This window comes from Mesorhizobium sp. M0761 (genome assembly GCF_040320205.1).
In the GTDB taxonomy this organism is placed as follows: Bacteria; Pseudomonadota; Alphaproteobacteria; order Rhizobiales; family Rhizobiaceae; genus Mesorhizobium.
The window spans coordinates 17,253-42,676 of sequence record NZ_JAMYPF010000002.1; the positions used below are offsets into that span (position 1 = coordinate 17,253).

29 protein-coding genes and 1 tRNA gene are annotated in these 25,424 nt (G+C 63.9%); 9 read left to right on the top strand and 21 right to left on the bottom strand.

What is annotated here, in order from left to right:
- Window positions 1-114 precede the first annotated feature (114 nt).
- A complete protein-coding gene (locus NKI32_RS02865) occupies window positions 115-306 on the top strand; it encodes a hypothetical protein (protein WP_196813750.1) in 192 nt (63 codons plus the stop codon).
- Between the two features lie 39 nt (window positions 307-345).
- Here the strand turns inward: NKI32_RS02865 and NKI32_RS02870 are convergent, their stop codons facing one another.
- From NKI32_RS02870 to NKI32_RS02895, 6 genes are all read right to left on the bottom strand, one after another.
- A complete protein-coding gene (locus NKI32_RS02870) occupies window positions 346-651 on the bottom strand; it encodes a UBP-type zinc finger domain-containing protein (RefSeq protein ID WP_023698083.1) in 306 nt (101 codons plus the stop codon).
- Window positions 651-2,318, bottom strand: coding sequence for an FAD-dependent oxidoreductase (locus NKI32_RS02875; RefSeq protein WP_352626672.1), 1,668 nt, complete (start codon window positions 2,316-2,318; stop codon window positions 651-653). The genes NKI32_RS02870 and NKI32_RS02875 overlap by 1 nt, the downstream gene beginning before the upstream one ends.
- 235 nt (window positions 2,319-2,553) lie before the next feature.
- On the bottom strand, window positions 2,554-5,745 hold the full coding sequence (locus NKI32_RS02880; protein WP_353001789.1) for an amino acid permease: 3,192 nt from the start codon (window positions 5,743-5,745) through the stop codon (window positions 2,554-2,556).
- A gap of 703 nt (window positions 5,746-6,448) precedes the next feature.
- A complete protein-coding gene (locus tag NKI32_RS02885; protein ID WP_353001790.1) occupies window positions 6,449-6,574 on the bottom strand; it encodes a hypothetical protein in 126 nt (41 codons plus the stop codon).
- A gap of 53 nt (window positions 6,575-6,627) precedes the next feature.
- Window positions 6,628-6,834 (bottom strand): hypothetical protein, encoded by a 207-nt coding sequence (locus tag NKI32_RS02890; RefSeq protein WP_023681214.1) that lies wholly within the window; start codon window positions 6,832-6,834, stop codon window positions 6,628-6,630.
- 74 nt (window positions 6,835-6,908) lie between these two features.
- On the bottom strand, window positions 6,909-7,208 hold the full coding sequence (locus NKI32_RS02895) for a DUF1236 domain-containing protein (protein ID WP_023672073.1): 300 nt from the start codon (window positions 7,206-7,208) through the stop codon (window positions 6,909-6,911).
- Between the two features lie 176 nt (window positions 7,209-7,384).
- Between NKI32_RS02895 and NKI32_RS02900 the strand changes: the two genes are divergently transcribed.
- From NKI32_RS02900 to NKI32_RS02910, 3 genes are all read left to right on the top strand, one after another.
- Entirely contained in the window at window positions 7,385-7,645 is a 261-nt protein-coding gene (locus NKI32_RS02900) for a hypothetical protein (RefSeq protein ID WP_245272152.1), read from the top strand.
- Between the two features lie 47 nt (window positions 7,646-7,692).
- Window positions 7,693-8,001 carry a DUF1236 domain-containing protein gene (locus tag NKI32_RS02905; protein ID WP_023672071.1) on the top strand — a complete coding sequence of 103 codons (309 nt, stop codon included), beginning with the start codon at window positions 7,693-7,695 and terminating at the stop codon, window positions 7,999-8,001.
- Between the two features lie 200 nt (window positions 8,002-8,201).
- A complete protein-coding gene (locus NKI32_RS02910; RefSeq protein ID WP_023672069.1) occupies window positions 8,202-8,546 on the top strand; it encodes a low affinity iron permease family protein in 345 nt (114 codons plus the stop codon).
- Window positions 8,547-8,647: 101 nt separating this feature from the next.
- Here the strand turns inward: NKI32_RS02910 and NKI32_RS02915 are convergent.
- From NKI32_RS02915 to NKI32_RS02955, 9 genes are all read right to left on the bottom strand, one after another.
- Window positions 8,648-8,732: transfer RNA gene (locus NKI32_RS02915), tRNA-Leu, on the bottom strand.
- 299 nt (window positions 8,733-9,031) lie between these two features.
- Complete coding sequence (locus NKI32_RS02920; protein ID WP_023672068.1) at window positions 9,032-9,652, bottom strand: 2,3-bisphosphoglycerate-dependent phosphoglycerate mutase; 621 nt, start codon at window positions 9,650-9,652, stop codon at window positions 9,032-9,034.
- 27 nt (window positions 9,653-9,679) lie between these two features.
- Window positions 9,680-10,501 (bottom strand): 4-hydroxy-tetrahydrodipicolinate reductase, encoded by an 822-nt coding sequence (gene dapB / locus NKI32_RS02925; protein WP_023672119.1) that lies wholly within the window; start codon window positions 10,499-10,501, stop codon window positions 9,680-9,682.
- Between the two features lie 30 nt (window positions 10,502-10,531).
- On the bottom strand, window positions 10,532-12,352 hold the full coding sequence (locus NKI32_RS02930; RefSeq protein ID WP_050588571.1) for an ABC transporter ATP-binding protein: 1,821 nt from the start codon (window positions 12,350-12,352) through the stop codon (window positions 10,532-10,534).
- A gap of 280 nt (window positions 12,353-12,632) precedes the next feature.
- A complete protein-coding gene (locus NKI32_RS02935) occupies window positions 12,633-13,652 on the bottom strand; it encodes a glucokinase (RefSeq protein ID WP_023672067.1) in 1,020 nt (339 codons plus the stop codon).
- A 137-nt stretch (window positions 13,653-13,789) separates the two neighbouring features.
- Window positions 13,790-14,872: a penicillin-insensitive murein endopeptidase gene (mepA, locus tag NKI32_RS02940; RefSeq protein WP_488473627.1), complete on the bottom strand. Its 1,083-nt coding sequence runs from the start codon at window positions 14,870-14,872 to the stop codon at window positions 13,790-13,792.
- Between the two features lie 46 nt (window positions 14,873-14,918).
- On the bottom strand, window positions 14,919-16,019 hold the full coding sequence (locus tag NKI32_RS02945; protein ID WP_353001792.1) for an SDR family oxidoreductase: 1,101 nt from the start codon (window positions 16,017-16,019) through the stop codon (window positions 14,919-14,921).
- Window positions 16,016-17,170: a tRNA epoxyqueuosine(34) reductase QueG gene (gene queG / locus NKI32_RS02950; protein ID WP_023672064.1), complete on the bottom strand. Its 1,155-nt coding sequence runs from the start codon at window positions 17,168-17,170 to the stop codon at window positions 16,016-16,018. The genes NKI32_RS02945 and queG overlap by 4 nt, the downstream gene beginning before the upstream one ends.
- On the bottom strand, window positions 17,151-17,843 hold the full coding sequence (locus NKI32_RS02955) for a glutathione S-transferase family protein (RefSeq protein ID WP_353001794.1): 693 nt from the start codon (window positions 17,841-17,843) through the stop codon (window positions 17,151-17,153). The genes queG and NKI32_RS02955 overlap by 20 nt, the downstream gene beginning before the upstream one ends.
- Before the next feature lie 169 nt (window positions 17,844-18,012).
- On the opposite strand from NKI32_RS02955, the gene NKI32_RS02960 reads away from it, so the two are divergent.
- Complete coding sequence (locus tag NKI32_RS02960; RefSeq protein ID WP_353001795.1) at window positions 18,013-18,819, top strand: undecaprenyl-diphosphate phosphatase; 807 nt, start codon at window positions 18,013-18,015, stop codon at window positions 18,817-18,819.
- Window positions 18,820-18,962: 143 nt separating this feature from the next.
- On the opposite strand, the gene NKI32_RS02965 is transcribed toward NKI32_RS02960, so the two are convergent.
- Both NKI32_RS02965 and rsmI read right to left on the bottom strand, forming a co-directional pair.
- Complete coding sequence (locus NKI32_RS02965) at window positions 18,963-19,340, bottom strand: YraN family protein (RefSeq protein WP_023692944.1); 378 nt, start codon at window positions 19,338-19,340, stop codon at window positions 18,963-18,965.
- Window positions 19,333-20,241: a 16S rRNA (cytidine(1402)-2'-O)-methyltransferase gene (rsmI, locus tag NKI32_RS02970; protein WP_353001797.1), complete on the bottom strand. Its 909-nt coding sequence runs from the start codon at window positions 20,239-20,241 to the stop codon at window positions 19,333-19,335. Before rsmI ends, NKI32_RS02965 begins: the two co-directional genes overlap by 8 nt.
- 172 nt (window positions 20,242-20,413) lie before the next feature.
- Here rsmI and NKI32_RS02975 point away from each other — a divergent pair, with 172 nt between their 5' ends.
- Window positions 20,414-20,599, top strand: coding sequence for a hypothetical protein (locus NKI32_RS02975; protein ID WP_023681229.1), 186 nt, complete (start codon window positions 20,414-20,416; stop codon window positions 20,597-20,599).
- A gap of 7 nt (window positions 20,600-20,606) precedes the next feature.
- Window positions 20,607-20,795, top strand: coding sequence for a hypothetical protein (locus NKI32_RS02980; protein ID WP_023672058.1), 189 nt, complete (start codon window positions 20,607-20,609; stop codon window positions 20,793-20,795).
- 24 nt (window positions 20,796-20,819) lie between these two features.
- On the opposite strand, the gene hemW is transcribed toward NKI32_RS02980, so the two are convergent.
- The 4 genes from hemW to rph form a co-directional block, all read right to left on the bottom strand.
- Complete coding sequence (gene hemW / locus NKI32_RS02985; protein WP_352626654.1) at window positions 20,820-21,977, bottom strand: radical SAM family heme chaperone HemW; 1,158 nt, start codon at window positions 21,975-21,977, stop codon at window positions 20,820-20,822.
- The gene (gene rdgB, locus NKI32_RS02990; RefSeq protein WP_352626652.1) at window positions 21,977-22,624 is read right to left on the bottom strand and encodes an RdgB/HAM1 family non-canonical purine NTP pyrophosphatase; all 648 of its coding nucleotides are present in this window, start codon (window positions 22,622-22,624) and stop codon (window positions 21,977-21,979) included. Before rdgB ends, hemW begins: the two co-directional genes overlap by 1 nt.
- Window positions 22,624-23,034 carry a VOC family protein gene (locus tag NKI32_RS02995; RefSeq protein ID WP_352626650.1) on the bottom strand — a complete coding sequence of 137 codons (411 nt, stop codon included), beginning with the start codon at window positions 23,032-23,034 and terminating at the stop codon, window positions 22,624-22,626. Before NKI32_RS02995 ends, rdgB begins: the two co-directional genes overlap by 1 nt.
- Before the next feature lie 186 nt (window positions 23,035-23,220).
- On the bottom strand, window positions 23,221-23,937 hold the full coding sequence (gene rph, locus NKI32_RS03000; protein ID WP_352626648.1) for a ribonuclease PH: 717 nt from the start codon (window positions 23,935-23,937) through the stop codon (window positions 23,221-23,223).
- A 156-nt stretch (window positions 23,938-24,093) separates the two neighbouring features.
- On the opposite strand from rph, the gene hrcA reads away from it, so the two are divergent.
- Together hrcA and NKI32_RS03010 are read left to right on the top strand one after the other, a co-directional pair.
- On the top strand, window positions 24,094-25,179 hold the full coding sequence (gene hrcA / locus NKI32_RS03005; protein WP_023681233.1) for a heat-inducible transcriptional repressor HrcA: 1,086 nt from the start codon (window positions 24,094-24,096) through the stop codon (window positions 25,177-25,179).
- 36 nt (window positions 25,180-25,215) lie between these two features.
- The gene (locus NKI32_RS03010) at window positions 25,216-25,416 is read left to right on the top strand and encodes a hypothetical protein (RefSeq protein WP_023672050.1); all 201 of its coding nucleotides are present in this window, start codon (window positions 25,216-25,218) and stop codon (window positions 25,414-25,416) included.
- Window positions 25,417-25,424 lie beyond the last annotated feature (8 nt).

The following is a 25,424-nucleotide window of genomic DNA, read 5'->3' on the forward strand; positions in this document are numbered from 1 at the left end:
GATGACAATGAGGGGCGGCGCTGACCGTCGAGATTAAATCCCAATCCGCCGCGCGTTAACACATTCAGCAGCCTTTGCTTAACCCTTCGCCGCTATGTCCCGCCTCGGGGAGGCATGGCGAGAGTGAGTGTGATGGACAACAGCCCGGAAAAGCGCAGCGAATGGCGAGCCATCTTTTATGTACAGGCCCGCGTGGCCATCCTGTTCGTCCCGGTCGTCGCCAGTCTTCTGATCATTGCCGCACTTGCCGGCAACGACCACAGTCCCGACGCCCTCGACCGCACGGTTACTGGCTCGGTGAAATAGCGGCACGGCCGTCGGCTTGCCTGCCCGGGAACGGCCGCCTCAGAAAAACTTCGGGATCGGGCCGTTCTGCGGCGTCACGTCGCCTTCCAGGTCGATGAACGCCTCGTCGACAAAGCACCAGGCCCAGCCTTCCGGCGGGTCGTAGCCTTCGATGACCGGATGCTTGGTGGCGTGGAAATGCTTGGTGGCGTGGCGGTTGGGCGAGTCGTCGCAGCAGCCGACATGGCCGCAGGTGCGGCAGAGCCTGAGATGCACCCACATGGAGCCGCTCTTCAGGCACTCCTCGCAGCCGAGCGCGCTCGGCGTCACCGTCTTGATGTCGCGCGTGTGTTTGCATTCATCCATTATGCTCTCCTGGCCAGTTCGGGCGCTGCTGCGTTGGGTCGCGCGAGATAGGCGTGCAAGGCAGCCACCACCTGGGCGCCTTCGCCGACGGCGGCGGCGACCCGCTTGACCGAGCCTGCGCGCACGTCGCCGATGGCGAACACGCCGCTGCGGCTGGTCTCCATCTGGCCCGCCCCTATGTCGGCGCCGGTGCGCACGAAACCCCTGGCGTCGAGCGCGATATCGCACCCAGCCAGCCAATCGGTGTTGGGGTCGGCGCCGATGAACAGGAAGAGATGCTGGATCGGCCGCATCTCGACGCCGCCGGGGTTGCGCCAACGCAACTGGGTGAGATTGCCGCCTTCGCCTTCCAGCGCCTCGATCTCGGTCTCGCCAAGCACCTCGATGTTGGGTTGCGCCTCGATACGCTCGACCAGATAGCGCGACATGGTTTCCCTGAGGCCGCCGCGGCGCGCCAGCATCGTCACCTTGCGCACCTGGCTGGCGAGATAGACCGCCGCCTGCCCCGCCGAATTGCCGGCGCCGACCAGCGCCACTTCTTGCCCTGTGCATAGCCGCGCTTCGATCGGCGAGGCCCAGTAATGCACCGACGTGCCCTCGAACTCGGCCAGCTTGGCGATGTCGAGGCGGCGGTAGCGGGCGCCGCTGGCGATCACCACCGTGCGTGCGCGCAGGCTTTCACCGTCGCCGACGGTAAGCGTGTAGCCCTCGCCTGCTGCACCGAGCAGCTTGGCCTCGTCGGGGATGACTATTTCGACGCCGAATTTCTGCGCCTGGTTGTAGGCGCGCGCCATCAGCGCCATGCCGGAAATGCCGGTGGGGAAACCCAGATAGTTCTCGATGCGCGCGGAGGCGCCGGCCTGGCCGCCGAAGGCGCGGCAATCGAGCACGATGGTCGACAGCCCTTCGGATGCCGCATAGACCGCGGCCGCCAGCCCCGCCGGCCCGGCGCCGACAATGGCGACGTCATAGACCATGTCGGGATCGATCGGCCGCAGCAGGCCGATGCAGCGGGCAAGTTCGGTTTCGCCGGGATTGTGCATCAGCTTGCCGTTGGGGCAGAGCACGATCGGCAGATGGTGCGGGTCAACATGAAAATGCTCAATCAGCGTCTTGGCGGACGGGTCGCTGTCGGAATCGAGCGCGCGGTGCGGCTGGCCGCTGCGGCGCAGAAATCCCTGCAGCCGCAGCGTGTCGCCATTGCCGGCCGGGCCGATGACGACCGGCCCGCTCGAGCCGCTTTCCAGAAGCCCGACGCGGCGCAGGATCAGCGCCCGCATGATCCGCTCGCCAAGGCTTGCCTCCTGCACCATCAGGTCGCGCAGCCGCTGCGAGGGGATGACGAAGGCCTCGACCGGCTCGGCCGCCTCCGCATTGACCAGCGACGGCCGGCTGGAAAGCTGCGCCAGCTCGCCGATGAAATTGCCTGGGCCATGGGTGACGATGGTCTCGCGCCGGCCGGGCCTGACATCCTGGGTGATATCGGCCGTGCCCGACAGGATGACGATCAGCCCCGGCGCCACAGTGCCGGCGGTGACGATGTGCTCGCCGGCGGCATAGGAACTCGCCTCGCCGAACCGGCGCATGCGCTCGATATCGGCGTCGCCCAGGATGGGAAACATCTGGTCGCGGCGGGTGACGGTGATCGGCTGGGTGGGTGGGGCCATAGGTGCGAACGTAGCGCCGAGACGGCCGGGTTTGAAGTGGTTTGTTGGAGGACTGGCCGGAAGGGGAGGTGGCTCCCGCGCCAGCTGGTTCGGATGCTTCGCATGGCCCCGCGCTGCAAGGCAAACAGCGCGCCGACCAGTGCGACCTTTATAAGGGCGAGCCCGAGCAGTACCGTCGGCAGTCCTCGCTCACCAGTATGCTGCAAGAGCAGCGCGCCGACGGACGGCGCCGCGGCTATCGCGTTACGCCAAGCGCCTGAGGTGCGGTGGTATCCTCGGGCTCCCCGAAGGCAGATCCTGGCGAAATCCCATTCGTCACATCTTTGTAGAGCGCTATCGGATGCGGGCGCCCCACCAGATATCCTTGGATTTCGGGACATCCTTCCTTCATCAGGAAGGCACGCTCGTCCTCTGTTTCGACACCCTCCGCGATGACAGGCAAGGCCAGCGCATTCCCCAGGCTGAGTATCGTGCGCACGATGGCGGCCGATTGGACATTCGAGCCGACACCCGAAACAAAACTGCGATCGATCTTGATCTTGTCGAAGGGAAACGCCTGCAACGAGGACAGCGAGGCATACCCGGTGCCAAAATCATCCATCGAGACCCTGACGCCCAACGCCTTCAACCTCCGCAAAACCGACAAGGCAGTTGCCCGGTCGCGGATGAGAACCCCTTCCGTGATTTCCAGTTCCAGCCGCCCCGGAGCAAGGCCGGTCTCGTAGAGGATAGAATGAACGAGGCCTACCAGGTCCCCGAAACGGAATTGCACGGGAGAGAGGTTGACGGCGATCTGCAGCGGTGAGGGCCAGGAGGCCGCGTCTCTGCACGCCTGCCTGAGCGTCCATTCACCTATCTCAACGATCGTGCCATCCTGTTCGGCAAGCGAGACAAACGCGTTTGGGGAGATGAGCCCATGCTTTGGATGGTGCCATCGGGCGAGTGCCTCGAAACCAAAGATTTCGCCGTCCATCCTGGCTTGCGGCTGATAATGAAGCACAAGTTCGCCATGGCCGACCGCAGAGCGCAAATCTCGCTGCAAGGCGTAGCGCTCTCTTAGCCGCTTATCCATCTCAGGATCGAAGAATTGCACCATTCGGCGACCGTCCGCCTTGGCCCGGTAGAGCGCTGCGTCGGCATTTGCCATCAGCGCCGCGGCATTCTCTCCGTCTTTCGGATAGATCGCCGCGCCGATGCTCACCCCGATCGAAATGTGCTGGCCCCGGATTTCGAATTTGCCTGCCGCCGATTCGAACAGACGGTCCGCAACATCCTTGGCACTCGCGGACCGGTCATCCATGGTCAGGACAACCGTGAACTCGTCGCCGCCCATGCGCGCGATAAACGCCTCAGGCGCCGCGGTTTGGAGACGCCGGGAGATGGTGCAAAGCAGATCGTCGCCGGCGGCGTGCCCGAAAACGTCGTTCGCCTCTTTAAAATGGTCAAGGTCGATGCTGAAGACGGCAAAGCTGGCGTGCGTTGCTTTTGCGCGCTCGAGCGTCGTGGCCAGGTGTGCTGCAAGCGCGGCTCGGTTCGCCAGGCCGGTAAGCGGATCGTGGTGCGCGAGATGCGCGATTTCCTCGTGCCGTGCCATCAGTTCGGTGCGCGCTACGTTCATGTTCTCGCGCGCGTCGTCCAGGCCGTGGGCGGCTTCCCTCACCTTGTCCTGGAGCAGGTTGAAGCTTTCGGCCATCTCTCCAAGTTCGTCACGAGAGTTTACCGTAACCGGCATGATATTCACGGAGGCATGCGCCGCAGCGAGGTCTCCCCGCCCCAGGGCGACCATGGCGAGAGAGAAATCCTTCAGCGTTCCGGATGTCAGACGCTTTGCCGCGTTGCTCACCTCGGTCGCCGAATGGGTGATCATTCCCGGCAAGATCAGGCCAACGCTGATGGTCAGCAGCGCGACAACGACAAAAATGTCCTCCAGCGCGGCGACCAATGAAGTGTCGCCTTGGGGAACGCTGCCGATCGCCAGGAAATAGCCGGCACCGTCAAGCACGAGCACAAAAAGCATGGCTCCGGTAAGCTTCAGGTGAAGCGTATGTGGCAGCAAGGGTAGACCGAGTGCGTATCGATCCTCCATCGTGCGCCAGGCGTAGAGCGCAGCACCCGAATATGCCAAAGCCAGACCGAACAGGACGGTAGGAAGGCCAAATTGCTGAAATCCCAGTATGGCGGTCAACAGCCATATTGCAGCCGCGCCTACGCCAAGGATGATCGTTCCCCTGGGAGCCCGGAAGGGTCGCTCGGCTTCGGGACTATCACGGCGCAAGAGCCAGACTGCGATGTTTGGCATGCAGATGCTGATCAGGTACGTAAAATTGGCCGCGGCGATCATCCAGAGCGGATACCCGCACAGCATGAAGCCGATTGCCGCGGCAGCTGTGAGCAGCGTTGCCGCCCAGGGACAATCTGTTGAGGTGCGCCTGGCCAGGAAGCTCGGCAGCAGGCCGTCTTCGCTCAGCTGCGCAAGGGTCCGCGCGGCGCCTGCCAATGGCTGCAACGTTCCATGGAACATGTTCAGCATGATGAGCCAGATGGCGGCCGCCTTGCCGAAACTCCCCAACAAGGGCGCAAAGGTGGGCCCGAGAGCTATGGCGAGGTCGGTACCGAGCGGCTCCGGCCCGAGCACACCCAGCCAGACAACCGGCAGGACCAGGAAATAGACGCCGGCCATTGCGGCGCTGGCCCACATCGCCAGAGGAATGTTGCGGTTGGGATCGATGGTTTCGCCAACATGGCAGGCTGCAGCCTCAAATGCCGGTGCGGCAAACCCGATCAGGTACAGTCCCGCCATCACCGACGTGATGTCGCCGAACAGGCCGGTAAACGGGCTGGTCAGGGCAAAATCCGTCGCCTGCCGCCAGTCGACCGAGCCACTGATGACCGGGACGAGGGATGAGAGAAACGCAAGCGTCGCGGAGGCAGTGGCGATCGGGATCGCCAGTTGGACCACCCACTTGATTCCACACAGGTTGACCGCCGTAAAGAATGCGATAAGCCCGCAGGCGACCGCCTCCACGGGGAGGCCCGGCAGGTACCATTGCTGGATTGCAGACGCTGAAAGAACCGCTGTCAGTCCGCAGGTCGGCACCCAACCCCACCAATAGCAGGTGCCCGTCAGAGCCGAGAGAACGGGACTGTAAGGTCGGAAGGCTTCGGCGCACGCTGCAGAGATACCGCCGACGCGGTTTGGCCACATGAGAACCAATTCGGTCCACGCAGGCGCGGCGGCCCAGCTTAGAAGCAGACCAACAACCAGCAAAGGAACCGCAGCGCTTCCTTGACCGGGAATATTCCCCTGGCCGACAAAAAGGGCGGCAATCAGAAACAGGCTTTGATTGCTGCCACCCATGGCGAGCGCTGTCGTGCCCATCCATCCCAAGGTTCTCGGGTGCGGTCGTGAAGGCGTGAGGCCCGGCATTCAGAGACATCCATTCGAGTGCGGAGCGCTGTCTGACTGGCGAATGTAACCTGCGGAGATATGTCTGTCGAACTTCGCGCTCCCGAAGTCAAAGTTGGACCTTAGGTGAGACGTATTAAGACTTCGTACCAAACCAGATCCGCCCGATGATCGCTGTCAACTTGCGGTGGCTGCGGTTCAATCATGCTGATGCCGGCCCGAATGGATCGATCTCCTCAAATCTGGGATATCATATCAATTTTATCTAATCGCCCACTATGAGGGATAGTCGCGAATACAGCCTAACATCGATTATTATCGACAAATCTCGTGATTGCGGCGCTATCATCCGAAGGCGGCTGAAGTCGACTGTAGATCGCTAATCACATTGACCGCTTTTGACTTCGTACCTCGCCATCGTGGGGGCAAGCACCGAGACTTCACGCCGTGCCTCAAGCTGGAGCTAACTTGTGCGAGCACGCCGCATAGCCCCGCGTTGCAGGGCAAACAGCGCGCCGACCACGCTGGGCGCGGCGGTCGGCCTCGGCGCGCTGGTGGGTCCTTCCCAGGCCGGCGCCCGTACGGTCGATATGGCGATCGCCCGCTACCATCATCCGATCTGCACCAAACTGGCCTCGGTGACATTTCTGACCATAGGCGTGGCGACGCTCTGGACCGGCCTGCCCGGTTCTGCCGGCCGCGGTGATTTTCTATGGCGCCCGCATCAGCTAGCATGGCCGAGTATCGTCACATGCGGCGACATGGAGTTCTGGACGATGCTTGAGCGCGACGCGACCTCGCCAGCGGGCACGCCTTCGACGCCGGCCCGCAGCAGGAATGTGTTCAGCACCAGAACACTTGGGATCAGCGTTGCGGGAGCCTGCAGACGTGAGTACTTCCCCCTTACAAGCCTTCCGGCTGGTCCTCTAGGACGAACGAAGCTGCAATCAGGTCATCGCCGCTGATGCGGCCACTGCCGCCAACCATGATGGATGCGACTTTCTGAAAGGTCTTCATGTCGGCCTCTGTTATGCGCGCATCGCGCATTCTCGCCCTGAGAGAACCCAGGCGGGTATCGAGGGCTGGCGATGTCTCGACGTCATCGATCATCTTCGATCATCCTGGAGCGCAACGTGAAATCCGCTGCCCGCCGCCATGGCCGGCGGCGGGCGGCAGCTATTCGATCAGTCGTAGACCTTCACAATTTTCCGGGTGCCGGGGTCGACCAGGACGGTGCGGTTGTCGACCACGACGTAGCGGTATTTGACGTTGGGAACTTCGTGCAGCTCGACCGTATCAGGCAAGGCACTGCCGACGTTCAGCTCCACGCCCGGGATCTTCACCGAAGCCAGCGGCTGCTTTTTTACGTATTCGCGGACGACCGTATCCTGCTCCGGTGTGATGACGACATCCTGAGCTGCGGCGGCGCCGACCCCAGCCAAAAGCAACAAGCCTGCAGCGGCACTTGCAAAGTGGATTTTCATGGTTTTCTCCTCGCGTAATCCGGCGACGGCACCACGCCTGTTCGCCGAGGGACCGAACTTGAGATCAGCCAGATTGTTCCTGTGACTTCAGTCCGCGGCGAACCAGACCAAAGTCGGATATCAGCTAAGACCCAAGTCCCGAGGCGGAACGTTCAAGCGGGGCAGGCGTTTCCCAAATGCAACTAAATAAAACAGGAGAGGAACACATGGCCGACGGCCCAACTGTTGTTAATTCTGGTGGTGGGGGCGGCACTGCAATTGCTGTTGTTCTTGCACTTATTGCAGTCGTAGTATTGCTTATTTTTACCGGCGTCATCAATATCCGCGGCGACGGCGGCAAGGATATCGACGTCAAGGTTGAAGCGCCAAAGGTGGAAGCTCCGGCTGCACCTGCAAAGCCTGCGGCACCTGCCCCAGCCCCTGCGAGTGGCGGCTGATCTGCTCGTATCCACGCTTCCGAACTGACCTATGAAAGGAAATTCCCATGACCAGATATTTCGTCAGCGCCGCCGGCGCCCTCGTCCTTATGGCGGGCATCGGCACCTCGTTTGCCGAGGATGTTATTGTTCTCAAGCCCGAACAACAGACGGTCGTTCGCGAATATATCCATAAGCAGAAGCTGGCCTCAGTCAGTTTGCTCGGCGTCGAACTCAACGTCGGCACGGCACTTCCCGACACTGTCGAGCTCCACGCAATCGACGTTCCGGATGTCCGCTACAAGTATACGGTTGTCGGAGATCATGCGGTTCTCGTCGATCCCGACACGCGCAAGGTCGTGCAGATCATCGAGTAACGCGCGAGCCCGCCGCGCCGATCAGGAGCGGCGGGCTGTGGCTGCGCTGTGAAGGCTCTACGGGCAGCCGTTTTCTGAACGGGAGGATGTCTGATGTTTAGCGACAAGGAAACTTGGGTCCTGGAAGCTGCCTTACTCGCGGCAATTCCAATTTGCGTAGCCGTCACCGCACTCGTGGCATTTTTGACCGCGGCCTGGATATGAATCGCTTCCTGTTTGTGATGGGCGACTTTCTATCCCGGCCACCGGGCTTCTACGTCCTTCTTGTAGCCATGCTGCTCTGTACTGCATTGGTGCCATTCGGCCTGACGAATGTGGTCACCTACGCATTGTCGGTAGCGGCCATCGTGATCACCGGCGTTGTGCTGATCCAGGGTTACCGCGACACGGCCGCCATTCACGCCAAGCTTGATGAGATTATCGTTTCGCTGAATGAGACCAGAAACGATGTCGTCGGCCTGGAGCATGCCGAGCCGGAGGAGATTCGGGAGAAGCTCCAGACACTCGAAGAAGAAGCAATGAAAGCGGTTCGCCCGCCGCATTGACCCTCCGCTGGACTATCTGTCATCCATCAGCAAAAAAGCCCGGGAACCGGGCTTTTTTGCTTCGCGTCTAAATCATTTCGGACTTATCCGAAACGGGAATTTGGTGCCCAGAAGAGGACTCGAACCTCCACTCCTTGCGGAACACGGACCTGAACCGTGCGCGTCTACCAATTCCGCCATCTGGGCTGGTGCGGGCTCATGTAAGCGGGCAAACGATATGTGTCAACGCGCTTTTTCGAGGGCCGCTGCCTGCCGGCTTAGTTTCCCGGGGGTCAGCGCCGCCCCTCACCTGCCTGCCGGCATCCTCTCCCCGTACAGTGACGGGGAGAGGGGCGCTCTCATCGATGATTTTCGCCGGTCACCTGCGTCACAAGAAGAGCGCCGAGGCTGCGGCCAGCCCTTTCTCCCCGTCACTATACCGGGAGAACTGCCCGGCAGGGCAATGAGGGGCAGCGCCGACTTGGCGAATGCGCTGGCCGAAAACCTCACCCCTCCAGCACGTCCTTCGACGCCACAGTGGAATCGGCGTTGAGCTTGTAGATCACCGGCACGCCGGTGCCGAGCTCGAGCTTGACGATCTCCTCGCCGCTCTTGCCGTCCAGCGCCATGATCAGTGCGCGCAGCGAATTGCCATGCGCGGCGACCAGCACGGTGCCGCCTTTCAGCACATGCGACTGCATGTCGTGAAGATAATAGGGCCAGACGCGGGCGCCGGTGTCCTTCAGGCTTTCGCCGCCGGGCGGCGGCACGTCGTAGGAGCGGCGCCAGATGTGCACCTGCTCTTCGCCCCACTTCTGACGCGCGTCATCCTTGTTGAGACCGGAGAGGTCGCCGTAGTCGCGCTCGTTCAGCGCCTGGTCGCGGATCGTCTTCAAATCGCTCTGGCCGACCGCGTCGAGAATGTGCTGGCAGGTTTTCTGCGCCCGGATCAGCGCCGAGGTGAAGGCAATGTCGAATTTCAAGCCGCGTGCCTTGAGCTTCTGGCCGGCTTCCTTGGCCTCCTTGTGGCCCTGCTCGGTAAGGTCGACATCGCGCCAGCCGGTGAACAGGTTCTTCAGGTTCCATTCGCTCTGGCCGTGGCGCACGAGCACGAGAGTTCCCGACATGTTTGCTCCTTCAAAATTATGGATAGTTTAGCTCAAGCCGAGCACGTCCCGCATGGAATAAAGTCCGGGCTTTTTACCGCGCGCCCAGAGCGCGGCCTTGACCGCGCCGCGGGCAAAGATGGCGCGGTCCTCGGCATGGTGCGACAGCATGATGCGCTCGGCGGTTCCGGCCAGGATGACGCTGTGGTCGCCGACCACCGAGCCACCGCGCAAGCTGGCAAAGCCGATCGTTCCTGGCTTGCGCACGCCGGTATGGCCGTCGCGTGACCGCACATCGTTGCCGGCAAGGGAAATGCCGCGTCCCGCCGCCGCCGCTTCGCCGAGCAGCAAGGCGGTGCCCGACGGCGCGTCGACCTTGTGCTTGTGATGCATTTCGAGGATCTCGATGTCGAAATCCTCTGGACCGAGCGCGCGCGCGGCCTGCTCGACCAGCACCGCCAGAAGATTGACGCCGAGGCTCATATTGCCGGATTTGACGATCGTCGCGTGGCGGGCCGCGGCCTCGATCCTGGCGTCGTCTTCCGCCGAGCAGCCGGTGGTGCCGATGACATGGGCAATGCGTGCCTGCGCGGCATAGCCTGCGAATTCGACGGTGGCTGCCGGCATGGTGAAATCGAGCACGCCGTCGGCCTTGGCGAACACCGGCAGCGGATCGTCGCCGATCGTCACATTGATGATGCCGATGCCGGCAAGCTCGCCCGCATCCCTGCCGAGATAGGGCGATCCGGTTCGTTCGACCGCGCCGACGACGCGGGCGCCGGGGATCGAATGGATGGCGCGGATCAGCGTCTGGCCCATGCGGCCGGCCGCCCCCACCACCACCAAGCCCATTTCGCCGGATTCGCTCATGCTGTTCTCCCGATCGCCTTGCTGGCGCGGCTATGCCGGAGTTTGGATTGGCTGGGCGTCGTCGACAAGCCCCAACCCGCTCTTGCCCTGCACGCGGTGGAAGCGGGCATAGACGCTGTGCGGATCGGCCATCAGCCTGGCATGGTTGCCTTCCTCGACCAAGCGGCCCTCTTCAAGTACGATGATGTGGTCGGCGTTGACGACCGTCGACAGGCGGTGCGCGATGACGATGGTGGTGCGCCCTTCCATCACATGGGTCAGCGCTTCCTGGACGCGGGCTTCGGCCTCGTTGTCCAGCGCCGAGGTCGCCTCGTCGAGCAAAAGGATCGGCGCATTGCGCACGATCGCCCGCGCAATCGAGACGCGCTGGCGCTGGCCGCCGGAAAGGGTCGAGCCGCCCTCGCCGACGGGCGTGTCGTAGCCCTGCGGCTGCTGACGGATGAACTCGTCGGCCGCCGCCAGCACCGCCGCCCGCTCGATCTCGGCGTCGGTCGCCGAAAGTCGGCCAAAACGGATGTTGTCGCGTATGCTGCCTTCGAACAGATAGGGCGCCTGCGAGACATAGGCGATCGAGCCGCGCAGCGAGTGCTTGGTGACTTTGGAAATGTCCTGGCCATCGATCTCGATCGAACCCTTGTCGACATCGTAGAAGCGCTGCAGCAGCGCCACGAGCGTCGTCTTGCCGGCACCCGAGGCCCCGACCACCGCCGTAACCTTGCCGGCCGCGGCGGTGAAACTCAGGTTCCTGATCACCGGCATGTCGGCGCTGTAGCCGAACGTCACATTGTCGAAGCGAACCTCGCCGGTGGTGATCCTGGCTTCGACCGCGTCGGGCGCATCGCCCTGTTTAGGCTCCAGGTCGAGCAGCTCGTAAATCATCCGGGCGTTGACCAGGGCACGTTCCATACCGACCTGCGTACGAGCCAGGCGCCGTGCCGGATCGTAGGCCATGATCAGCGCGGTGATGAAGGAAAACACAGCGCCTGGTGGTTGTCCGAGCACCAGCGCCCGGTAGCCGGAATAGGCAAGGACGGAGGTAATGGCGAAACCGCCCAAAATCTCGGAAATCGGCGACAGCCGCTCCGCGACCCGGGCGATCTTGTTGTTACGCTGCTCGGCCGTATCGGCCATGATGCCGATCCGGCGCGCCAGCTCGGCTTCCAGGGTGAAGGCCTTGACGATGGCGATGCCTTGCGTGGCCTCCTGTACGGACCCGTTCAGCCGCGAGTTGATCAGCACCGATTCCCGGTTGATGCGCCGCAATCGGCGGGTGATGTAGACGACGGCCCAGATCAGCGGCGGCCCGATCAGCAGCGAGCTGAGCGACAACACCGGATCCTGGTAGATCATGACGCCAACGAGGGCGATCAGCGAGACCGCGTCGCGGCTGATGGAGGTCAGCGTCAGCGACAGCAGATCGCGAACGCCGCCGACATTCTCGTTGACCTGTGCCGCCAGCCGACCGGAACGCGTATCGTTGAAGAAGTCGACGCCGAGCTTCATCAGATGGTCGAAGCTGCGCTTCTGGTAGCGGGCGACCAGATTGTTGCCGATCTTGGCCAACGCGACCGCCTGGCCGTAACCGGCGAAGCCGCGCAGCACGGAGGCGGCCATGAACCCGGCGCAGATCCAGACGATCATGTCGCCGCGTCGTTCGTAGAAGATCTCGTTGATCATCGGGGCCATGATCCACGCCGTGAAGGCGGTGGTGGCGGAAACAATCAGCAGGCAGCCGACGGCAACGACATAGGTCCAGCGATATTCACTACCGTTTTCGGCCAGGATGCGGCGCAGCACCGCAGTGACCTCAGCTGGCTGGACTTTCAGTTTGAGTGGACTTTGAGCGGTCAAATCGCGGGCGCTTCGTGGTTTGCTAGAGCATGATGCCGAAAAGTGTGAAGCGGTTTTCGGACGACATCATGCTCTATCTCTTTGATTTAGAGCCGGATTCAGATTTCAGGTCGATTCGATCTGAAATCATCCGGCCCTAGGGATGCCAGGCTGGAATTCGGCCCCCTCTTAGCGCCCCGGCTACGGCTTGCCTATGGCGAAACTTCGTCGCGGCCCGAGGTTGGGGTCACGAAAGCGGCAGCCATTTCCAGGAAAATACCCGTTTTCGGGACGAAATGGATCATGCCCGCCAGCGCCGCCCCGCGGTCTGGACGCCGAACAGCGAAGGGTTGCGGGCATAGGCGGCAAGGCCCAGAAGTGCTGCCAGCGGGTGGGTGATGACATAGACCGGCATTGAGGCCATCAGCGCGCTGTGCGGCGCTTTGTCCTCGAAGGCGGCACGGAAATTGCCTTCCTTCAGTGCCGGAACGATCTTTTGCGCGATGCCGCCGGTCAAAAACACGCCGCCGCGGCTCATGAACACCAGCGCGAGGTCGCCGGCGGTGCGGCCGAGGCAGGTGACGAACAGCGCCAGCGCTTCCTCGGCAACCGGGTCGGTCTTGGCCAGCGCCGCCCCGGTGATTTCGGCCGGCGTGGTGAACGGCGCCGGCTTGCCGTCGGCCTTGGCGACCGCCCGGTAGACATTGACCAGACCGCGCCCGCACAGGATCTGCTCGCCCGAAATGCGGCCGTCCAGCTTTTCGATATGCGGGAACACCTCGAAATCGCGCGGCGTCCGCGGACCGATATCCATATGGCCGCCTTCGCCAGGCACCGGGATCCAGTGGTGGAGGGCATGAACCAACCCGGCGACGCCGAGGCCGGTGCCGGGGCCGAGCACGACACGCCCGGCATTCTCCTCCGGCGCGCCGCCGCCGATCTTTTCCATATGCTCTTCGCCGAGCGCCACGACGGCCAGCGCCTGCGCCTCGAAATCGTTGAGCACGACGATGTCGCCCAGGCCCAGATTGGCAAACATCTGCTTCGGCTTCACCACCCAGGGACAGTTGGTAAGCGGGATCTCGTCGCCATCGACTGGTCCGGCGATCGCCAGCACTGCCGAATTCGGCCGGATGGACGACCGGTCGAGCACCGCCGCCTGGATCGCCTCGTCTATGGTGGCGAAATTGGCGGTTTGCACGATATGCGGCTCACCGGCTTCCGAATTTGCGTCGAGCACGATCGAAAAGCGCGCATTGGTGCCGCCGATGTCGCCGATCAGCACTGGAAACCGCAACGCGGTGTCGTCGTCGCCTGACATGCTCTTGCTCGTCCCCTTTGCGGAGCCGTTGCGACCGTTTCAATCGCCCGGTTTTTCAATCGCCCGGTGTTCAATCGCCCGGTGTTCAATCGATTGACTAGCGCATGGCCCCGGAAAGGGAAAGCGTCAGTTCGCCATCACTGTCCGACGTTTGCCGGCGGCCGTCGCCTTGGCAGGGGAATGCCGATCTCCGGCGTGGCGGTGAATGCGTTGGCTGCGTTTGGCAACCCGCCCGCATTGCCCGCAATAGGCGGAGGCGCGTCGGGTTCCGGCGCCCTGGCGGCGATCGGCACGCCGCCGCCGCGATAGGTGACGGCTTCGGCCGAGTCGGCATCGGGCTGGTCGAGCACGAACTGGCATTGTTTCGGCAGGTTCGCCATCGTCATCAGGTCGCGCGCCTTGGGCGCGTCCGGGTTCTTGTTGGGCCGCCACGGCTCCTCGGTAAACCACCAGGCCAGCGGCTTGCCGCAGCCGTCATCGTCGGGCGTCGCTTCCTGTCCCTTGCAGTTGGGCGAACCCGGCTGGCAGCCGATGCGGATGTGGAAATGATAGTCATGGCCCCAGAACGGCCGGATTTTTCTCAGCCAGGTACGGTCGCCGGTGACGGTGTCGCACAGCTTCTTCTTGATGCCTGGATTGACCAGGATGCGCTCGACTTCCGGATAGCTCGCGGCGCGCTTCAACAGCTTGGTATGTATCGGCTTCCACAGCCTGTCCTTCACCAGATGCGTCTTGTCGTCGACCATCAGCGTGGCGCTGATGTTTTCGCGCTCCTGGGTCGTAAGCTTGCGGTCGGGCATCGGCGTCAGCCAGATGTCGGCGTCGAGGCCGATCTGGTGCGAGGCGTGCCCGGTCAGCATCGGGCCGCCGCGCGGCTGCGAAATGTCGCCGATCAGAAGCCCCGGCCAGCCGTCGGCGGCGGCATCGCGCGACAGTTTCTCGATCAGCGCGATCATCGTTGGATGACCCCAGCGCCGGTTGCGCGAGGGACGCATCACCTCCCAGTTCTGGCCGTCCATCGGAATGGCGACGCCGCCGGTGAAGCAGCCCTTTGAATAGAAGCCGAAGGATTGCGCCGCAGCCACCGCCGGCAGCTTCTTGGCGCCGAACAGGTCTTTTGCCCGTGGCTCGGCCGTGATTGCGCCCGCCACCAGCCCGGCCAGCGCCACGACCGCCAGCGCCGCCGTCAGGAACGGCCGTCTGCCGGTCAAGGATCGCATCGAAATCGTCATGAACCCCACTGCAAAAGTCCGCAACACAATCGAATCATATCACCCTCGGGCTCGCGTTTCGATTATCTACCTTCATCGGGCTGCGCGGCTCGCCGTCGCGCCAGCTGCCGTCGGCCCACATCCGATCGAACGCCTGGCGGTAGTCCGGATAGCGGAACCGGTAGCCCGCTGCCTTGATCGCGGCGTTGGCGACGCGCTTGTTCTCGCCATAGAAGGACCGCGCCATGGGCGAAAGTTGGGCGGTCTCGAAAGGAATCTCCGGCGGCGGCTCGACGCCCATCAGCGAAGCGGCATAGGTGACGACATCCTGCGGCGGCGCCGGCTCGTCATCGGTGATGTTGAAAATGCCGCCTCTATTGCCACCGATGAGGTGCCAGAGCGCGCCGGCGATGTCGTCGCAATGGATGCGGTTGAACACCTGGTCGGGCTTGACCAGCCGCCTGGCCGTGCCGTTTTCCAGATTGACCAGCGCGTTGCGACCCGGCCCGTAAATGCCGGAAAGCCGCAGGATGGCCACCGGCTTGCCGGTCTCGAGTCCAAGCTGCAGCCAGCCCCGCTCGGCCGCCACTCGCATCGACGAGCGTTTCGACACCGGCCGGCATTCGGCCGTTTCATCGACCCAGGCACCGTCATAATTGCCATAGACGCCGACGGTCGAGAGATAGCCGATCCAGCGAAGCGCCGGCATCGCCTCGATCGCCTTGCGCGCGGCGAGAAGCACAGGGTCGCCGGCCTCCTCCGGTGCCACCGAGACGACGAGATGGGTGGTCTTTTCCAGCGCATCGCCGATTTCAGTGGTCAGGGCGCCGTCGAACAGCAGCGGCGCGATGCCGACCTGCCGCAGCGCGTCGAATTTTTCCAATGAGCGCGTGGTGCCAAAAATGAGATTCTTGTGAAGAGGGGCGCCCACACTACCCCTCCCCACAAGGGGGAGGGAACGTTGCCGCGCGCTCTTACCGATCCCAGTCGCTGGGTCTGCGAAGGTAGGCGCTTCCGCGAGTTCCCCTCCCCCTTGTGGGGAGGGGTTAGGGGTGGGGGTATTCGTAGTGCGCAAACCGTGCCAGCCCGCATTGGCCCGTGCAAAGGCTTTGCCCGAATAGCCGGCGCCAAAGATAAAAACCTGTTTTTCGCTCATGCGTGCGCCTCAATTGGCAATACGGACAGCCATTCGCCCCGCACTGTCGTGTCGGTTTCAGTGTTCGAGTAGATCGCCGCCTGCCTGTTGAATTCGGCGGCCGGCACCAGCCGCGCCAGCGCCCAGATCGCCGCGCCGCGCACCAGCGGCGAGGCGTCGCCAAGGAGGGCGCGCACCGGGCCGGCCAGCGAAACATCGCCGGAATTGCCGGCGGCGGTCAGCACGTTGCGGACAAAGCGGTCGCGGCCGATGCGTTTGATCGGCGAGCCCGAGAAGAAAGACCGGAACGCCGTGTCGTCCAGCTGCAACAGCTCGCCCAGCGGCGGCTCGCGCAGTTCGTCGCGGGCAGCAAGCTTGGCTTCCGAAGCGGCGCGGGCAAACTTGTTCCACGGGCAGGCGGCGAGACAATCGTCGCAGCCATAGATGCGGTTGCCGATCTTTTCGCGGAATTCTTGCGGGATCGGCCCCTTGTTCTCGATGGTCAGGTAGGAGATGCAGCGCCTGGCATCGAGCCGATAGGGCGCCGGAAAGGCATCGGTCGGGCAGGCGTCGAGACAGGCGCGGCAGGAACCGCAATGGTCTACCTCGGTCGCATCGGGCGTGAGCTCAGCCGTGGTGAAGATGGTGCCGAGAAACAGCCAGGAGCCGTGCTCGCGGCTGACCAGATTGGTATGCTTGCCTTGCCAGCCGAGCCCGGCGGCCTCAGCCAGCGGCTTTTCCATCACGGGCGCCGTATCGACGAAAACCTTCACGTCGCCGCCGGCCCGCGCGACGATCTTGCCGGCGATCTCCTTCAGCCGGCCCTTCATCACCTCGTGATAGTCGCGGTTTTGCGCATAGACCGAGATCGCGCCGCGATCGCGCCTTGCCTGCAGCGCACGCGGATCGTGGTCGGGGCCGTAATTCATTGCCAGCACGATGATCGAGCGCACCTCGGGCCACAGCGTCGAAGGCTCGCTACGGCGTTGAAGCGTCTCCGCAATCCACGCCATCGAACCGTGAAAACCATCGGCGACGAATTCGGCCAATCTGGCTGGCGCCAGCGGGATCGCATCGGGCGTGGTGACGGCAACCGCATCGAAGCCGGCGCGCCGCGCCTCGGCGTCGACTAGCGCGCGCAGGGTTTGGCTTCTAGAAGTCGAGGTCCGCATAATGCGACACCGGCGACAGGCCGCGCACCCGGTCGGAGAGCAGCGGCCGGAACGACGGCCGCGATTTCACCCGCGTGTACCATTCGCGCGCCGCGGCATGCTCGCGCCAATCGATCTCGCCGAGATAATCCAGCACCGACAGCGTCGCCGCTGCCGCCAGGTCGGCATAGGTGACCTTGCTGCCGGCCAGCCAATGACGGGTGCCGGCCAGCCAGTTGGTGTACTTCATGTGCTGGCGAATGTTGGCGCGCGCTGCGCGGATCGCCGCCGAATCGGGGGAACCGCCGCCCGCCGTTTCCGGCATCACCGGCTTCAGCACGCGCTCGCGCACCAGATGCCGGGTCACTTCGCTCTCGGCCTTGTTGAGATACCAGTCGGTCAGGCGGCGGATTTCGGCGCGCTGCATCGGGTCTTCCGCAAACAGGCGCTTGTCGCGCTTCAGGACACCACGTGTTTCGTCGAGATATTCAGCGATCACCATGGCGCCGACGATCGGCAGGTCGCCTTCGGCCAGCAGGATAGGCAAGGTGCCGGCCGGGTTCAGCGCCAAAAACTCCTTGCGCCGCGTCCACGGTTTTTCCTCGATCAGCGCCAGCTCCTCGCCATATTCGCCGAAGGCGAGGCGCACGAAGCGGCAGGTGGCGAACATCGGGTGATGGAAAAGCGTCAGCATGATTCCGCGATATTAAGGCGCACTGGCGAATCGCCGTCCGCACCGGTAAGTGTTGGCGGCCCGTCATGCGGCCGTCACGGTGCTGCGACCTATAGGGGGACTTCCGCGCCGTGACAAGCAAGCCCTTTTGCCAGCCGTTTCCTTCCGTCCCTTGAATGCCGAGGTTGCCATGGATAGCCACACCATCGTCGAAGCCCTGCTGCTCGGCCTGCTGGAGGGGCTGACCGAGTTCATCCCGGTCTCCTCGACCGGCCATATCCTGCTCGCCGGCCATTTCCTCGGCTTCCATTCCACCGGCAAGGCCTTCGAGATCCTGATACAGCTCGGCGCCATCCTGGCGATCCTCAGCGTCTATTTCCGCCGCCTGTGGCAGATGCTGCTCGACCTGCCGCATGACCGGCTGACGCGGCATTTCGTCATCGGCATCCTGATCGCCTTCCTGCCGGCGGCCATCATCGGCGCGCTGGCGCATGATTTCATCAAGACGGTGCTGTTCGAATCGCCAAGGCTGATCTGCATCATGCTGATCGTCGGCGGCGTCGTGCTGTTGGTCGTCGACCGCATGAAGCTGCAGCCGGTCTATCGCGATGTCGAGCGCTTCCCGACAAGGCTTTATTTGCAGATCGGCCTGTTCCAGTGCCTGTCGCTGATCCCCGGCACGTCGCGCTCCGGTTCGACCATCGTCGGCGCGCTGCTGCTGGGCGTCGACAAGCGCGCGGCGGCGGAATTCTCCTTCTTCCTCGCCATCCCGACCATGGTCGGCGCCTTCGCCTTCGATCTGTTCAAGAACCGCAACGTGCTGAGCAGCGCCGACCTGCCGATCATCGCCATCGGCTTCGTCGCCGCCTTCGTTACCGCGCTGATCGTCGTGCGCTTCCTGCTCGATTACGTCTCGCGCAACGGCTATTCGCTGTTCGGCTGGTGGCGGCTGGTGGTGGGAGCGGTTGGGTTGGTGGCGCTTTTCATTTGGGGGTGAGCTTTACCCTCCCCCTTGTGGTGGGGAGGGTCGATCCGCAAAGCGGATCGGGGTGGGGGCGCCACACCCCCGCCCCGTTTCGCCATCGACGAGTCGCGTTGCTTGCTCACCGACCCTCCCCACAAGGGGGAGGGTAAAGGCCGCTAACTCCTCCCATAAAACGCGTTCTCGACATGCACCGGCCAGCGCCAGGGCAGCACCGCGATCATGTCGAAGCGCATTGACAATCTGCCGTAGTCCGGCTGCCGCGACAGCCAGATGTCGGCGGCGCCTTCGATGCGGCGCTCCGATTGGTGGCCGATCGCCTCCATCGCTTCCATCAGCGTGCGCCGCGCCTTGACCTCGACGAACAGCACTAGGTCGCCGCGCCTGGCGATCAGGTCGATCTCGCCGAAGCGGGTGCGATGCCGGCGGGCGAGGATGCGATAACCTTTCAGCATCAGCGCCGCCGCCGCCAGCCACTCGCCGCGATGGCCGCGCCGATAGGCTTTTTGGCGGCTGGCGGCCGGGCGCTCAGCCACCTTCGCCTTCTCCAACCGCATCCCTGAGTTCCAGCAGCCGGCGGTAGAGCGACTGCTTCTGCCCGCCTGTCATCTTCGCCGCTTCCGCCGCCGCCTTGGACGCCGGCATTTCGGCGGCCAGCGACAGCAGCAGCCTGTCGATGTCGGCGGGTTGGTCGGCCTTGATCTCGGCGGGCCCGACGCAGATGACGATCTCGCCCTTCGGCGTGTCAGCCGCCGCATAGTGGTCGGCCAGCGCCTGCAGCGTTCCCGTCCGCATCTCTTCAAAAGTCTTGGTCAGCTCGCGGCCGATGGCGGCCTTGCGCGCGCCGCCCAACGCCTCGACCATGGCGACCAGCGTTTCGGCCAGCCGGCGTGGCGACTCGAAGAAGATCAGCGTTGCCGGCACCGCCCTGAACGTTTCCAGCTTTGTCATCCGCTGCCCTGATTTCACCGGCAGAAACCCGGCAAACAGGAAGGCGTCGGACGGCAGGCCCGACGCCGTCAGCGCCGCCAGCGGCGCCGATGGGCCGGGGATCGGCACCACGCGCAGGCCGCGCTCCAGCGCTTCGCCGACCAGCCGGTAGCCTGGGTCGGAGATCAGCGGCGTGCCGGCATCCGAAATCAGCGCCACGCTCTGCCCGGCCTCGAGTGCCGCGATCAGCTTCGGCCCGGCCTCGCCGGCGTTGTGCTCGTGATAAGCGGTGGTGCGCCGCCGGATGCCGTAGCGATCGAGCAACACGCGCGAGACGCGAGTGTCCTCGCAGGCGACGATGTCGGCGGCGGCCAGCGTCTCCAGCGCGCGCAGCGTGATGTCGGAGAGGTTGCCGATCGGCGTCGCCACCAGATACAGCGCCGGCGCCAGCGGCCGGACTGCGGTCTCGGTCTGCCCGATCACATAGCTGCGTTTCTCGCCGGTCACCGGGTCTCTCCATTTCGCCCTGTTTGGCATGGCGCGCGCCGGGTTGCAAAACTCCCGAACGTCGGGCCAAACCTGACGCCGATGTAACCCGGCGGCCATGTCTTTGCCACAGTGGGGAACGAAAGCGTGGCTGGCGGATTGAATACCTGAATCTCTTGAGGAGGAGGACAGGATGGACAGCCTGGAATTGCAGGATGTTTTCGAGCCCTACTATGCCGGGCGCAACCGCGTGCCCGCGCCAAAGGGCAAGCGTGCGCTCGCCGAGAGCGACACCGGCCTGACCAGTCGGGCGGCCACCGCCTTGCCGACGAATGTCAGGCTTTCGGACAACAAACCGGACAGCACGACGGAGCACTGACCGTACGATGCCCAATCGTTTCGATATCTTCATCACCCGTCTTGAAACGAAGAGCGCCCGCGAAGGCGCGCCGCCGCATCCGATGAACGACCAGAACAGCGTCCGCCGGGACAAGAGCGACGCCAAGCCGGCCCGGACCGGAGAGGCGCATGCCGAGAAACACCGCGGCAAGCGCCGCTTCAAGCACGACGCTTGACGAAGAGCACGTTTTTCAAAGGCGTTATCGCGCCAAATCCGCCACCACGGCATCGAGCACGATCATGCCGGCTGGCGTGGCGCGTAGCCTGGCATTGCCGATCGGCGCCACCAGCCCCTCATCCTGCAGCACGGTCAGCCGGGCGCTCGACAGGCCGCGCCCGGAAAACGCCTCGTAGCGGGAAAGGTCGATGCCTTCGGCCAACCTCAGCCCCATCAGCAGGAACTCGTCGGCCTCTTCGGAGCGCGTCAGGATCTCGCCGCCGGTGACGCCATGGCCCCTGGCCTCCACCAGATTGGCCCAGGTCTCCGGCATCCGCTCGGCGATCGTCACAACACGGTGGCCGTTCTCGATAAAGCGGCCATGCGCGCCCGGTCCGACGCCGACATATTCGCCATACCGCCAATAGGTCAGATTGTGCCGGCTCTCGGCGCCCGGCCTGGCGTGGTTGGAAATCTCATAGGCCGGCAGGCCATGCGCCGCGGTGACCTCCTGAGTCAGCGCATAGAGATCGGCGGCCCGATCATTGTCGGGAACGGTAAACTTGTGCGCCGCATGCAGCGCATGGAACGGCGTGCCTTCCTCGATGGTCAGCTGGTAGAGCGACAGATGGTCGGCGGCATGGCCGATCGCCTGTTCGAGCTCCGCCTGCCAGTCGTCCAGCGTCTGGCCGGGGCGGGCGTAGATCAGGTCGAAGGAGAGTCTTGGGAATATGTCCCGTGCCAGGCCAATTGCATGCAGCGCCTCGTCGACATTGTGCAGCCGGCCGAGGAAGCGCAGATCCTTGTCGTTCAGCGCCTGCACGCCGAGCGACACGCGGTTGACGCCGGCCGCGCGGTAGCCGCGAAAGCGCTCGGCCTCTACCGAAGATGGATTGGCTTCCAGCGTCACCTCGATGCCGTCGGGCACCGTCCAGTTCTTCGCCACGGCGTCCAGCACCGCCGCCACCGTTTGCGGCTGCATCAGCGACGGTGTGCCGCCGCCGAGAAAGATGCTGGTCACTTCGCGCGCCCCGGTCCGCTCGCGCATCGTCTTCAGCTCGGTCTCGAAGGCGCGGGCAAAGCGCTCCTGGTCGACCGGCTGGTGGCGGACATGGCTGTTGAAGTCGCAATACGGGCATTTGGCCGCGCAGAACGGCCAGTGGATATAGACGCCGAACCCCGGGCTGCGGTCCAGCGACATCAGGCTGAGCCTAACCTGGCGCGGGCGAATTTCTGGAAGGCGCGGGCGCGGTGCGAAAGCGCCGTTGCCTGGCCGGGCTTCCAGCCATGCTTTTCCTCAGCGCTCATCTCGCCGAACGTCTTGTCGAAACCGTCGGGCAAAAACACCGGGTCGTAGCCAAAGCCCAGTTCGCCGCGCGGCGGCCACACCAGCGTTCCCTCAGCCTCGCCGCGATAATATTCAGCCTCGCCATCGGGGAAGGCCAAGCAGATGACGGCGACGAACCGCCCCTTGCGCTGCGCTGGCTCGGCGGCGCCGACCTCCTGCAAGGCCACTTCGGTGCGCTGCATGGCCATGCCGAAGTCGCGGCTGCCGTCGGGAGCTTCGGCCCAATTGGCGGTGTAGACGCCGGGAGCGCCGTCGAGCGCGTCGACGCACAGGCCCGAATCGTCCGACAGCGCCGGCAGGCCGGTCGCCTTAGCCGCGGCGAAGGCCTTGATGTAGGCGTTTTCCTCGAAGGTGGTGCCGGTCTCCTCCGGTTCCGGCAGGCCGTAGTCCTTGGCCGACTTCGCCTCGAAGCCGAACGGACCCATCAAATCGGCGAATTCGCGCAGCTTGCCTTCATTGTGGCTGGCAACGACGATCTTCTTTCCATCGAGAGAATGCATCAAAGGCCCCAGATCCTTGGCTCGGCGAATTCGATCGAATTGCCCGAGGGGTCGCGTATGTAGATCGAACGCCCGCCCTGCGGCCATTCGAATTCGCTTTCGATAGCGATGTTTTTCGCCTCAAGCTGCGCCTTCCAGCGCGCGAGTTCATCCGCACTTGCGGCAAAGCAGAGATGGCCCTGCCCGACCGTGCCATGCGGCGGCACTTTCAGCCGCGCATCCGGCGCCGGCGGGATTTTGGTGGCTTCGGCGTTGAAGATGAGCAGTACGCCCGGGCCGCAGCGGAAGAAGAGATGGCGGCCGTCGACCTTGCCGAGGAGAGGGAGGCCGAGGACATTGGAGTAGAAGGCTTCGGCAGCGGCGAGATCCGTGACGTAAAGCGCTGACTCAAGAATAGCGGAGGGCGTCACGAGGCGCCCCCCTCTGCCCTGCCGGGCATCTCCCCCGCAAGGGGGGAGATTGGCAGTTCCGCTGGCGGCGTCTCAACGTTGATGGTTGGCGAAAACGGTAGCGACCTCTGATCTCCCCCCTTGCGGGGGAGATGGCCGGCAGGCCAGAGGGGGGTGTGAAGGATCGCCCACGTCATCGCAGTAAAGTCAGGCCACAGCCATCTGCTGCAAGCTCACCAGCCGCTGAATGCCCTTCTTGGCAAGGCCCATCAGCTCCGCGAACTGCCCTTCCGAGAAAGGCTCGCCCTCGGCGGTGCCCTGGATCTCGACGATGCCGCCCTTGCCGGTCATGACGAAATTGGCGTCGGTGCCGGCAGATGAATCCTCGATATAGTCGAGGTCGATGACCGGCTGGCCGTCATGGATGCCGCAGGAAATTGCCGCGACATGGTCCTTCAGCACCTTGGCAACACTGGCCATCTGCCGCGCTTCCATCCAGCGCAGGCAATCGTAGAGCGCCACCCAGCCGCCGGTGATCGAGGCCGTGCGGGTGCCGCCATCGGCCTGGATGACGTCGCAGTCGACGGTGATCTGCTGTTCGCCCAGCGCCTGCAGGTCGACAACGGCGCGCAAGGAGCGGCCGATCAGCCGCTGGATTTCCAGCGTGCGGCCGCCTTGCTTGCCGGCCGAGGCTTCACGGCGCATGCGCTCGCCGGTCGAACGCGGCAGCATGCCGTATTCCCCCGTCACCCAGCCCTTGCCGGAATTGCGCATCCAGCCTGGCACCTTTTCCTCCAGGCTTGCCGTGCACAACACATGCGTGTCGCCGAATTTCACCAGGCACGAGCCTTCGGCGTGTTTGGACACGCCGCGCTCGAAGGAGATGGCGCGCATTTCGTCGGCTTGGCGTTTGGAAGGGCGCATCGAGGCCTCTTTCTGTTCTTTTTAGGGTTGCGTCGGCGGCTTGTAGACGCATGCAGCCCATGGCGCAAAGGAAAAGGCCGGGCGATCTGGCACAGACGCCGGGTTGCGCGGGGGCGATGGAAGTCTATATCCTTGAGCCGGAGGTTTTTGGCTCGAATGACCAAGGCAGTCACCGAACCCAGTCTGCTGGCGCCCGCGCTGCAATCGCTCGACATGCGTTCGCGCGACATTTTTAGGCGCATCGTCGAATCCTATTTGAAGGACGGTGAGCCTGTGGGATCGCGCAGCCTGTCGCGCATCCTGCCGTCGTCGCTGTCGCCGGCCACCATCCGCAATGTGATGAGCGACCTCGAACATCTCGGCCTGATCTATGCCCCGCACATCTCGGCCGGGCGCCTGCCGACCCAGACCGGCCTGCGCTTCTTCGTCGATGCCTTCATGGAGCTTGGCGATCTCTCCGACGAGGAACGCCGGGTCATCGAGGCGCAGGTGCGCGCCTCCGGCTCGGGCGCGACGCTGGAACACATGCTGACCGAGGCCAGCCAGATGCTGTCGGGCATGTCGCGCGGCGCCGGCCTGGTGCTCGCCACCAAGAACGAGGTGGCGCTGAAGCACATCGAGTTCATCCAGCTCGAGCCGACCAAGGCGCTGGCGGTGATGGTGTCGCAGAATGGCGATGTCGAGAACCGCGTCGTCGACCTGCCGGCCGGCATCACCGTCTCGCAGCTGCACGAGGCCTCCAACTTCCTCAACGCCCATATCAGGGGCCGCACGCTCGCCGAGGCGCGCATCGAGATCGCCCGCATCAAGGACGAGACCCGGGCAGCGCTGGACACGCTGTCGCAGGACCTGGTCGAGAAAGGCCTGGCGGTGTGGGCCGGCGCCGATAGCGGCCTGCCGGCGCGCCTTATCGTGCGCGGCCGCGCCAATTTGCTCGAAAACGTCACCGCCCAGGCCGATATCGAATTGCTGCGCCACCTGTTCGAGGATCTGGAGACGCAGGACGGGCTGATCCAGCTGCTCGACCTCGCCGAGGACGGCCCCGGCGTGCGGATCTTCATCGGCTCTGAAAACAAGCTGTTTTCGCTGTCCGGCTCGTCGCTGGTCGTGGCGCCCTACCGCGACAAGGACGCCCGCGTCGTCGGCGCGCTCGGTGTCATCGGCCCGACCAGGCTGAATTATGCCCGCATCGTGCCGATGGTCGACTACACGGCCCAATTGATTACCCGGATGTTAAGATAATTCCGAAGCCGGGATCACCGTAAAGGAGGGCGCAGAATGGCGCTTGAATCGTTCAAGGCCCAGATCAGCATGCTGCTCGAAGAAATGGTCAACCAGCCGGAGGACGAGCACGAAATCCAGGAGCAGCTGCGCGAAAAACTGCGCGAAATGCGCGCCATGGGCTTGCCGCTGCCGGAAGATCTCGTCGCATTGGAAAAGCGTCTCGACGACGATCTCGACGTCGAAGAGGAAAGTTGAGCGGTTCT

What these genes read in the sequence shown, in the direction of transcription:
- NKI32_RS02935 (WP_023672067.1), bottom strand. Translation starts at nt 13,652, where the DNA reads ATGTCAGGCGACGACGACACCGCGTTGCGGTTTCCAGTGCTGATCGGC.
- NKI32_RS02910 (WP_023672069.1), top strand. Translation starts at nt 8,202, where the DNA reads ATGAATCGCTTCCTGTTTGTGATGGGCGACTTTCTATCCCGGCCACCG.
- NKI32_RS02900 (WP_245272152.1), top strand. Translation starts at nt 7,385, where the DNA reads ATGCAACTAAATAAAACAGGAGAGGAACACATGGCCGACGGCCCAACT.
- NKI32_RS03010 (WP_023672050.1), top strand. Translation starts at nt 25,216, where the DNA reads ATGGCGCTTGAATCGTTCAAGGCCCAGATCAGCATGCTGCTCGAAGAA.
- NKI32_RS02905 (WP_023672071.1), top strand. Translation starts at nt 7,693, where the DNA reads ATGACCAGATATTTCGTCAGCGCCGCCGGCGCCCTCGTCCTTATGGCG.
- mepA (WP_488473627.1), bottom strand. Translation starts at nt 14,872, where the DNA reads ATGCGATCCTTGACCGGCAGACGGCCGTTCCTGACGGCGGCGCTGGCG.
- NKI32_RS02890 (WP_023681214.1), bottom strand. Translation starts at nt 6,834, where the DNA reads ATGATCGATGACGTCGAGACATCGCCAGCCCTCGATACCCGCCTGGGT.
- NKI32_RS02955 (WP_353001794.1), bottom strand. Translation starts at nt 17,843, where the DNA reads ATGCTGACGCTTTTCCATCACCCGATGTTCGCCACCTGCCGCTTCGTG.
- NKI32_RS02960 (WP_353001795.1), top strand. Translation starts at nt 18,013, where the DNA reads ATGGATAGCCACACCATCGTCGAAGCCCTGCTGCTCGGCCTGCTGGAG.
- NKI32_RS02945 (WP_353001792.1), bottom strand. Translation starts at nt 16,019, where the DNA reads ATGAGCGAAAAACAGGTTTTTATCTTTGGCGCCGGCTATTCGGGCAAA.
- NKI32_RS02865 (WP_196813750.1), top strand. Translation starts at nt 115, where the DNA reads ATGGCGAGAGTGAGTGTGATGGACAACAGCCCGGAAAAGCGCAGCGAA.
- NKI32_RS02870 (WP_023698083.1), bottom strand. Translation starts at nt 651, where the DNA reads ATGGATGAATGCAAACACACGCGCGACATCAAGACGGTGACGCCGAGC.
- NKI32_RS02975 (WP_023681229.1), top strand. Translation starts at nt 20,414, where the DNA reads ATGGACAGCCTGGAATTGCAGGATGTTTTCGAGCCCTACTATGCCGGG.
- NKI32_RS02895 (WP_023672073.1), bottom strand. Translation starts at nt 7,208, where the DNA reads ATGAAAATCCACTTTGCAAGTGCCGCTGCAGGCTTGTTGCTTTTGGCT.
- NKI32_RS02880 (WP_353001789.1), bottom strand. Translation starts at nt 5,745, where the DNA reads ATGCCGGGCCTCACGCCTTCACGACCGCACCCGAGAACCTTGGGATGG.
- hrcA (WP_023681233.1), top strand. Translation starts at nt 24,094, where the DNA reads ATGACCAAGGCAGTCACCGAACCCAGTCTGCTGGCGCCCGCGCTGCAA.
- rph (WP_352626648.1), bottom strand. Translation starts at nt 23,937, where the DNA reads ATGCGCCCTTCCAAACGCCAAGCCGACGAAATGCGCGCCATCTCCTTC.
- NKI32_RS02980 (WP_023672058.1), top strand. Translation starts at nt 20,607, where the DNA reads ATGCCCAATCGTTTCGATATCTTCATCACCCGTCTTGAAACGAAGAGC.
- dapB (WP_023672119.1), bottom strand. Translation starts at nt 10,501, where the DNA reads ATGAGCGAATCCGGCGAAATGGGCTTGGTGGTGGTGGGGGCGGCCGGC.
- hemW (WP_352626654.1), bottom strand. Translation starts at nt 21,977, where the DNA reads ATGTCGCTGGACCGCAGCCCGGGGTTCGGCGTCTATATCCACTGGCCG.
- NKI32_RS02875 (WP_352626672.1), bottom strand. Translation starts at nt 2,318, where the DNA reads ATGGCCCCACCCACCCAGCCGATCACCGTCACCCGCCGCGACCAGATG.
- NKI32_RS02920 (WP_023672068.1), bottom strand. Translation starts at nt 9,652, where the DNA reads ATGTCGGGAACTCTCGTGCTCGTGCGCCACGGCCAGAGCGAATGGAAC.
- queG (WP_023672064.1), bottom strand. Translation starts at nt 17,170, where the DNA reads ATGCGGACCTCGACTTCTAGAAGCCAAACCCTGCGCGCGCTAGTCGAC.
- rdgB (WP_352626652.1), bottom strand. Translation starts at nt 22,624, where the DNA reads ATGCATTCTCTCGATGGAAAGAAGATCGTCGTTGCCAGCCACAATGAA.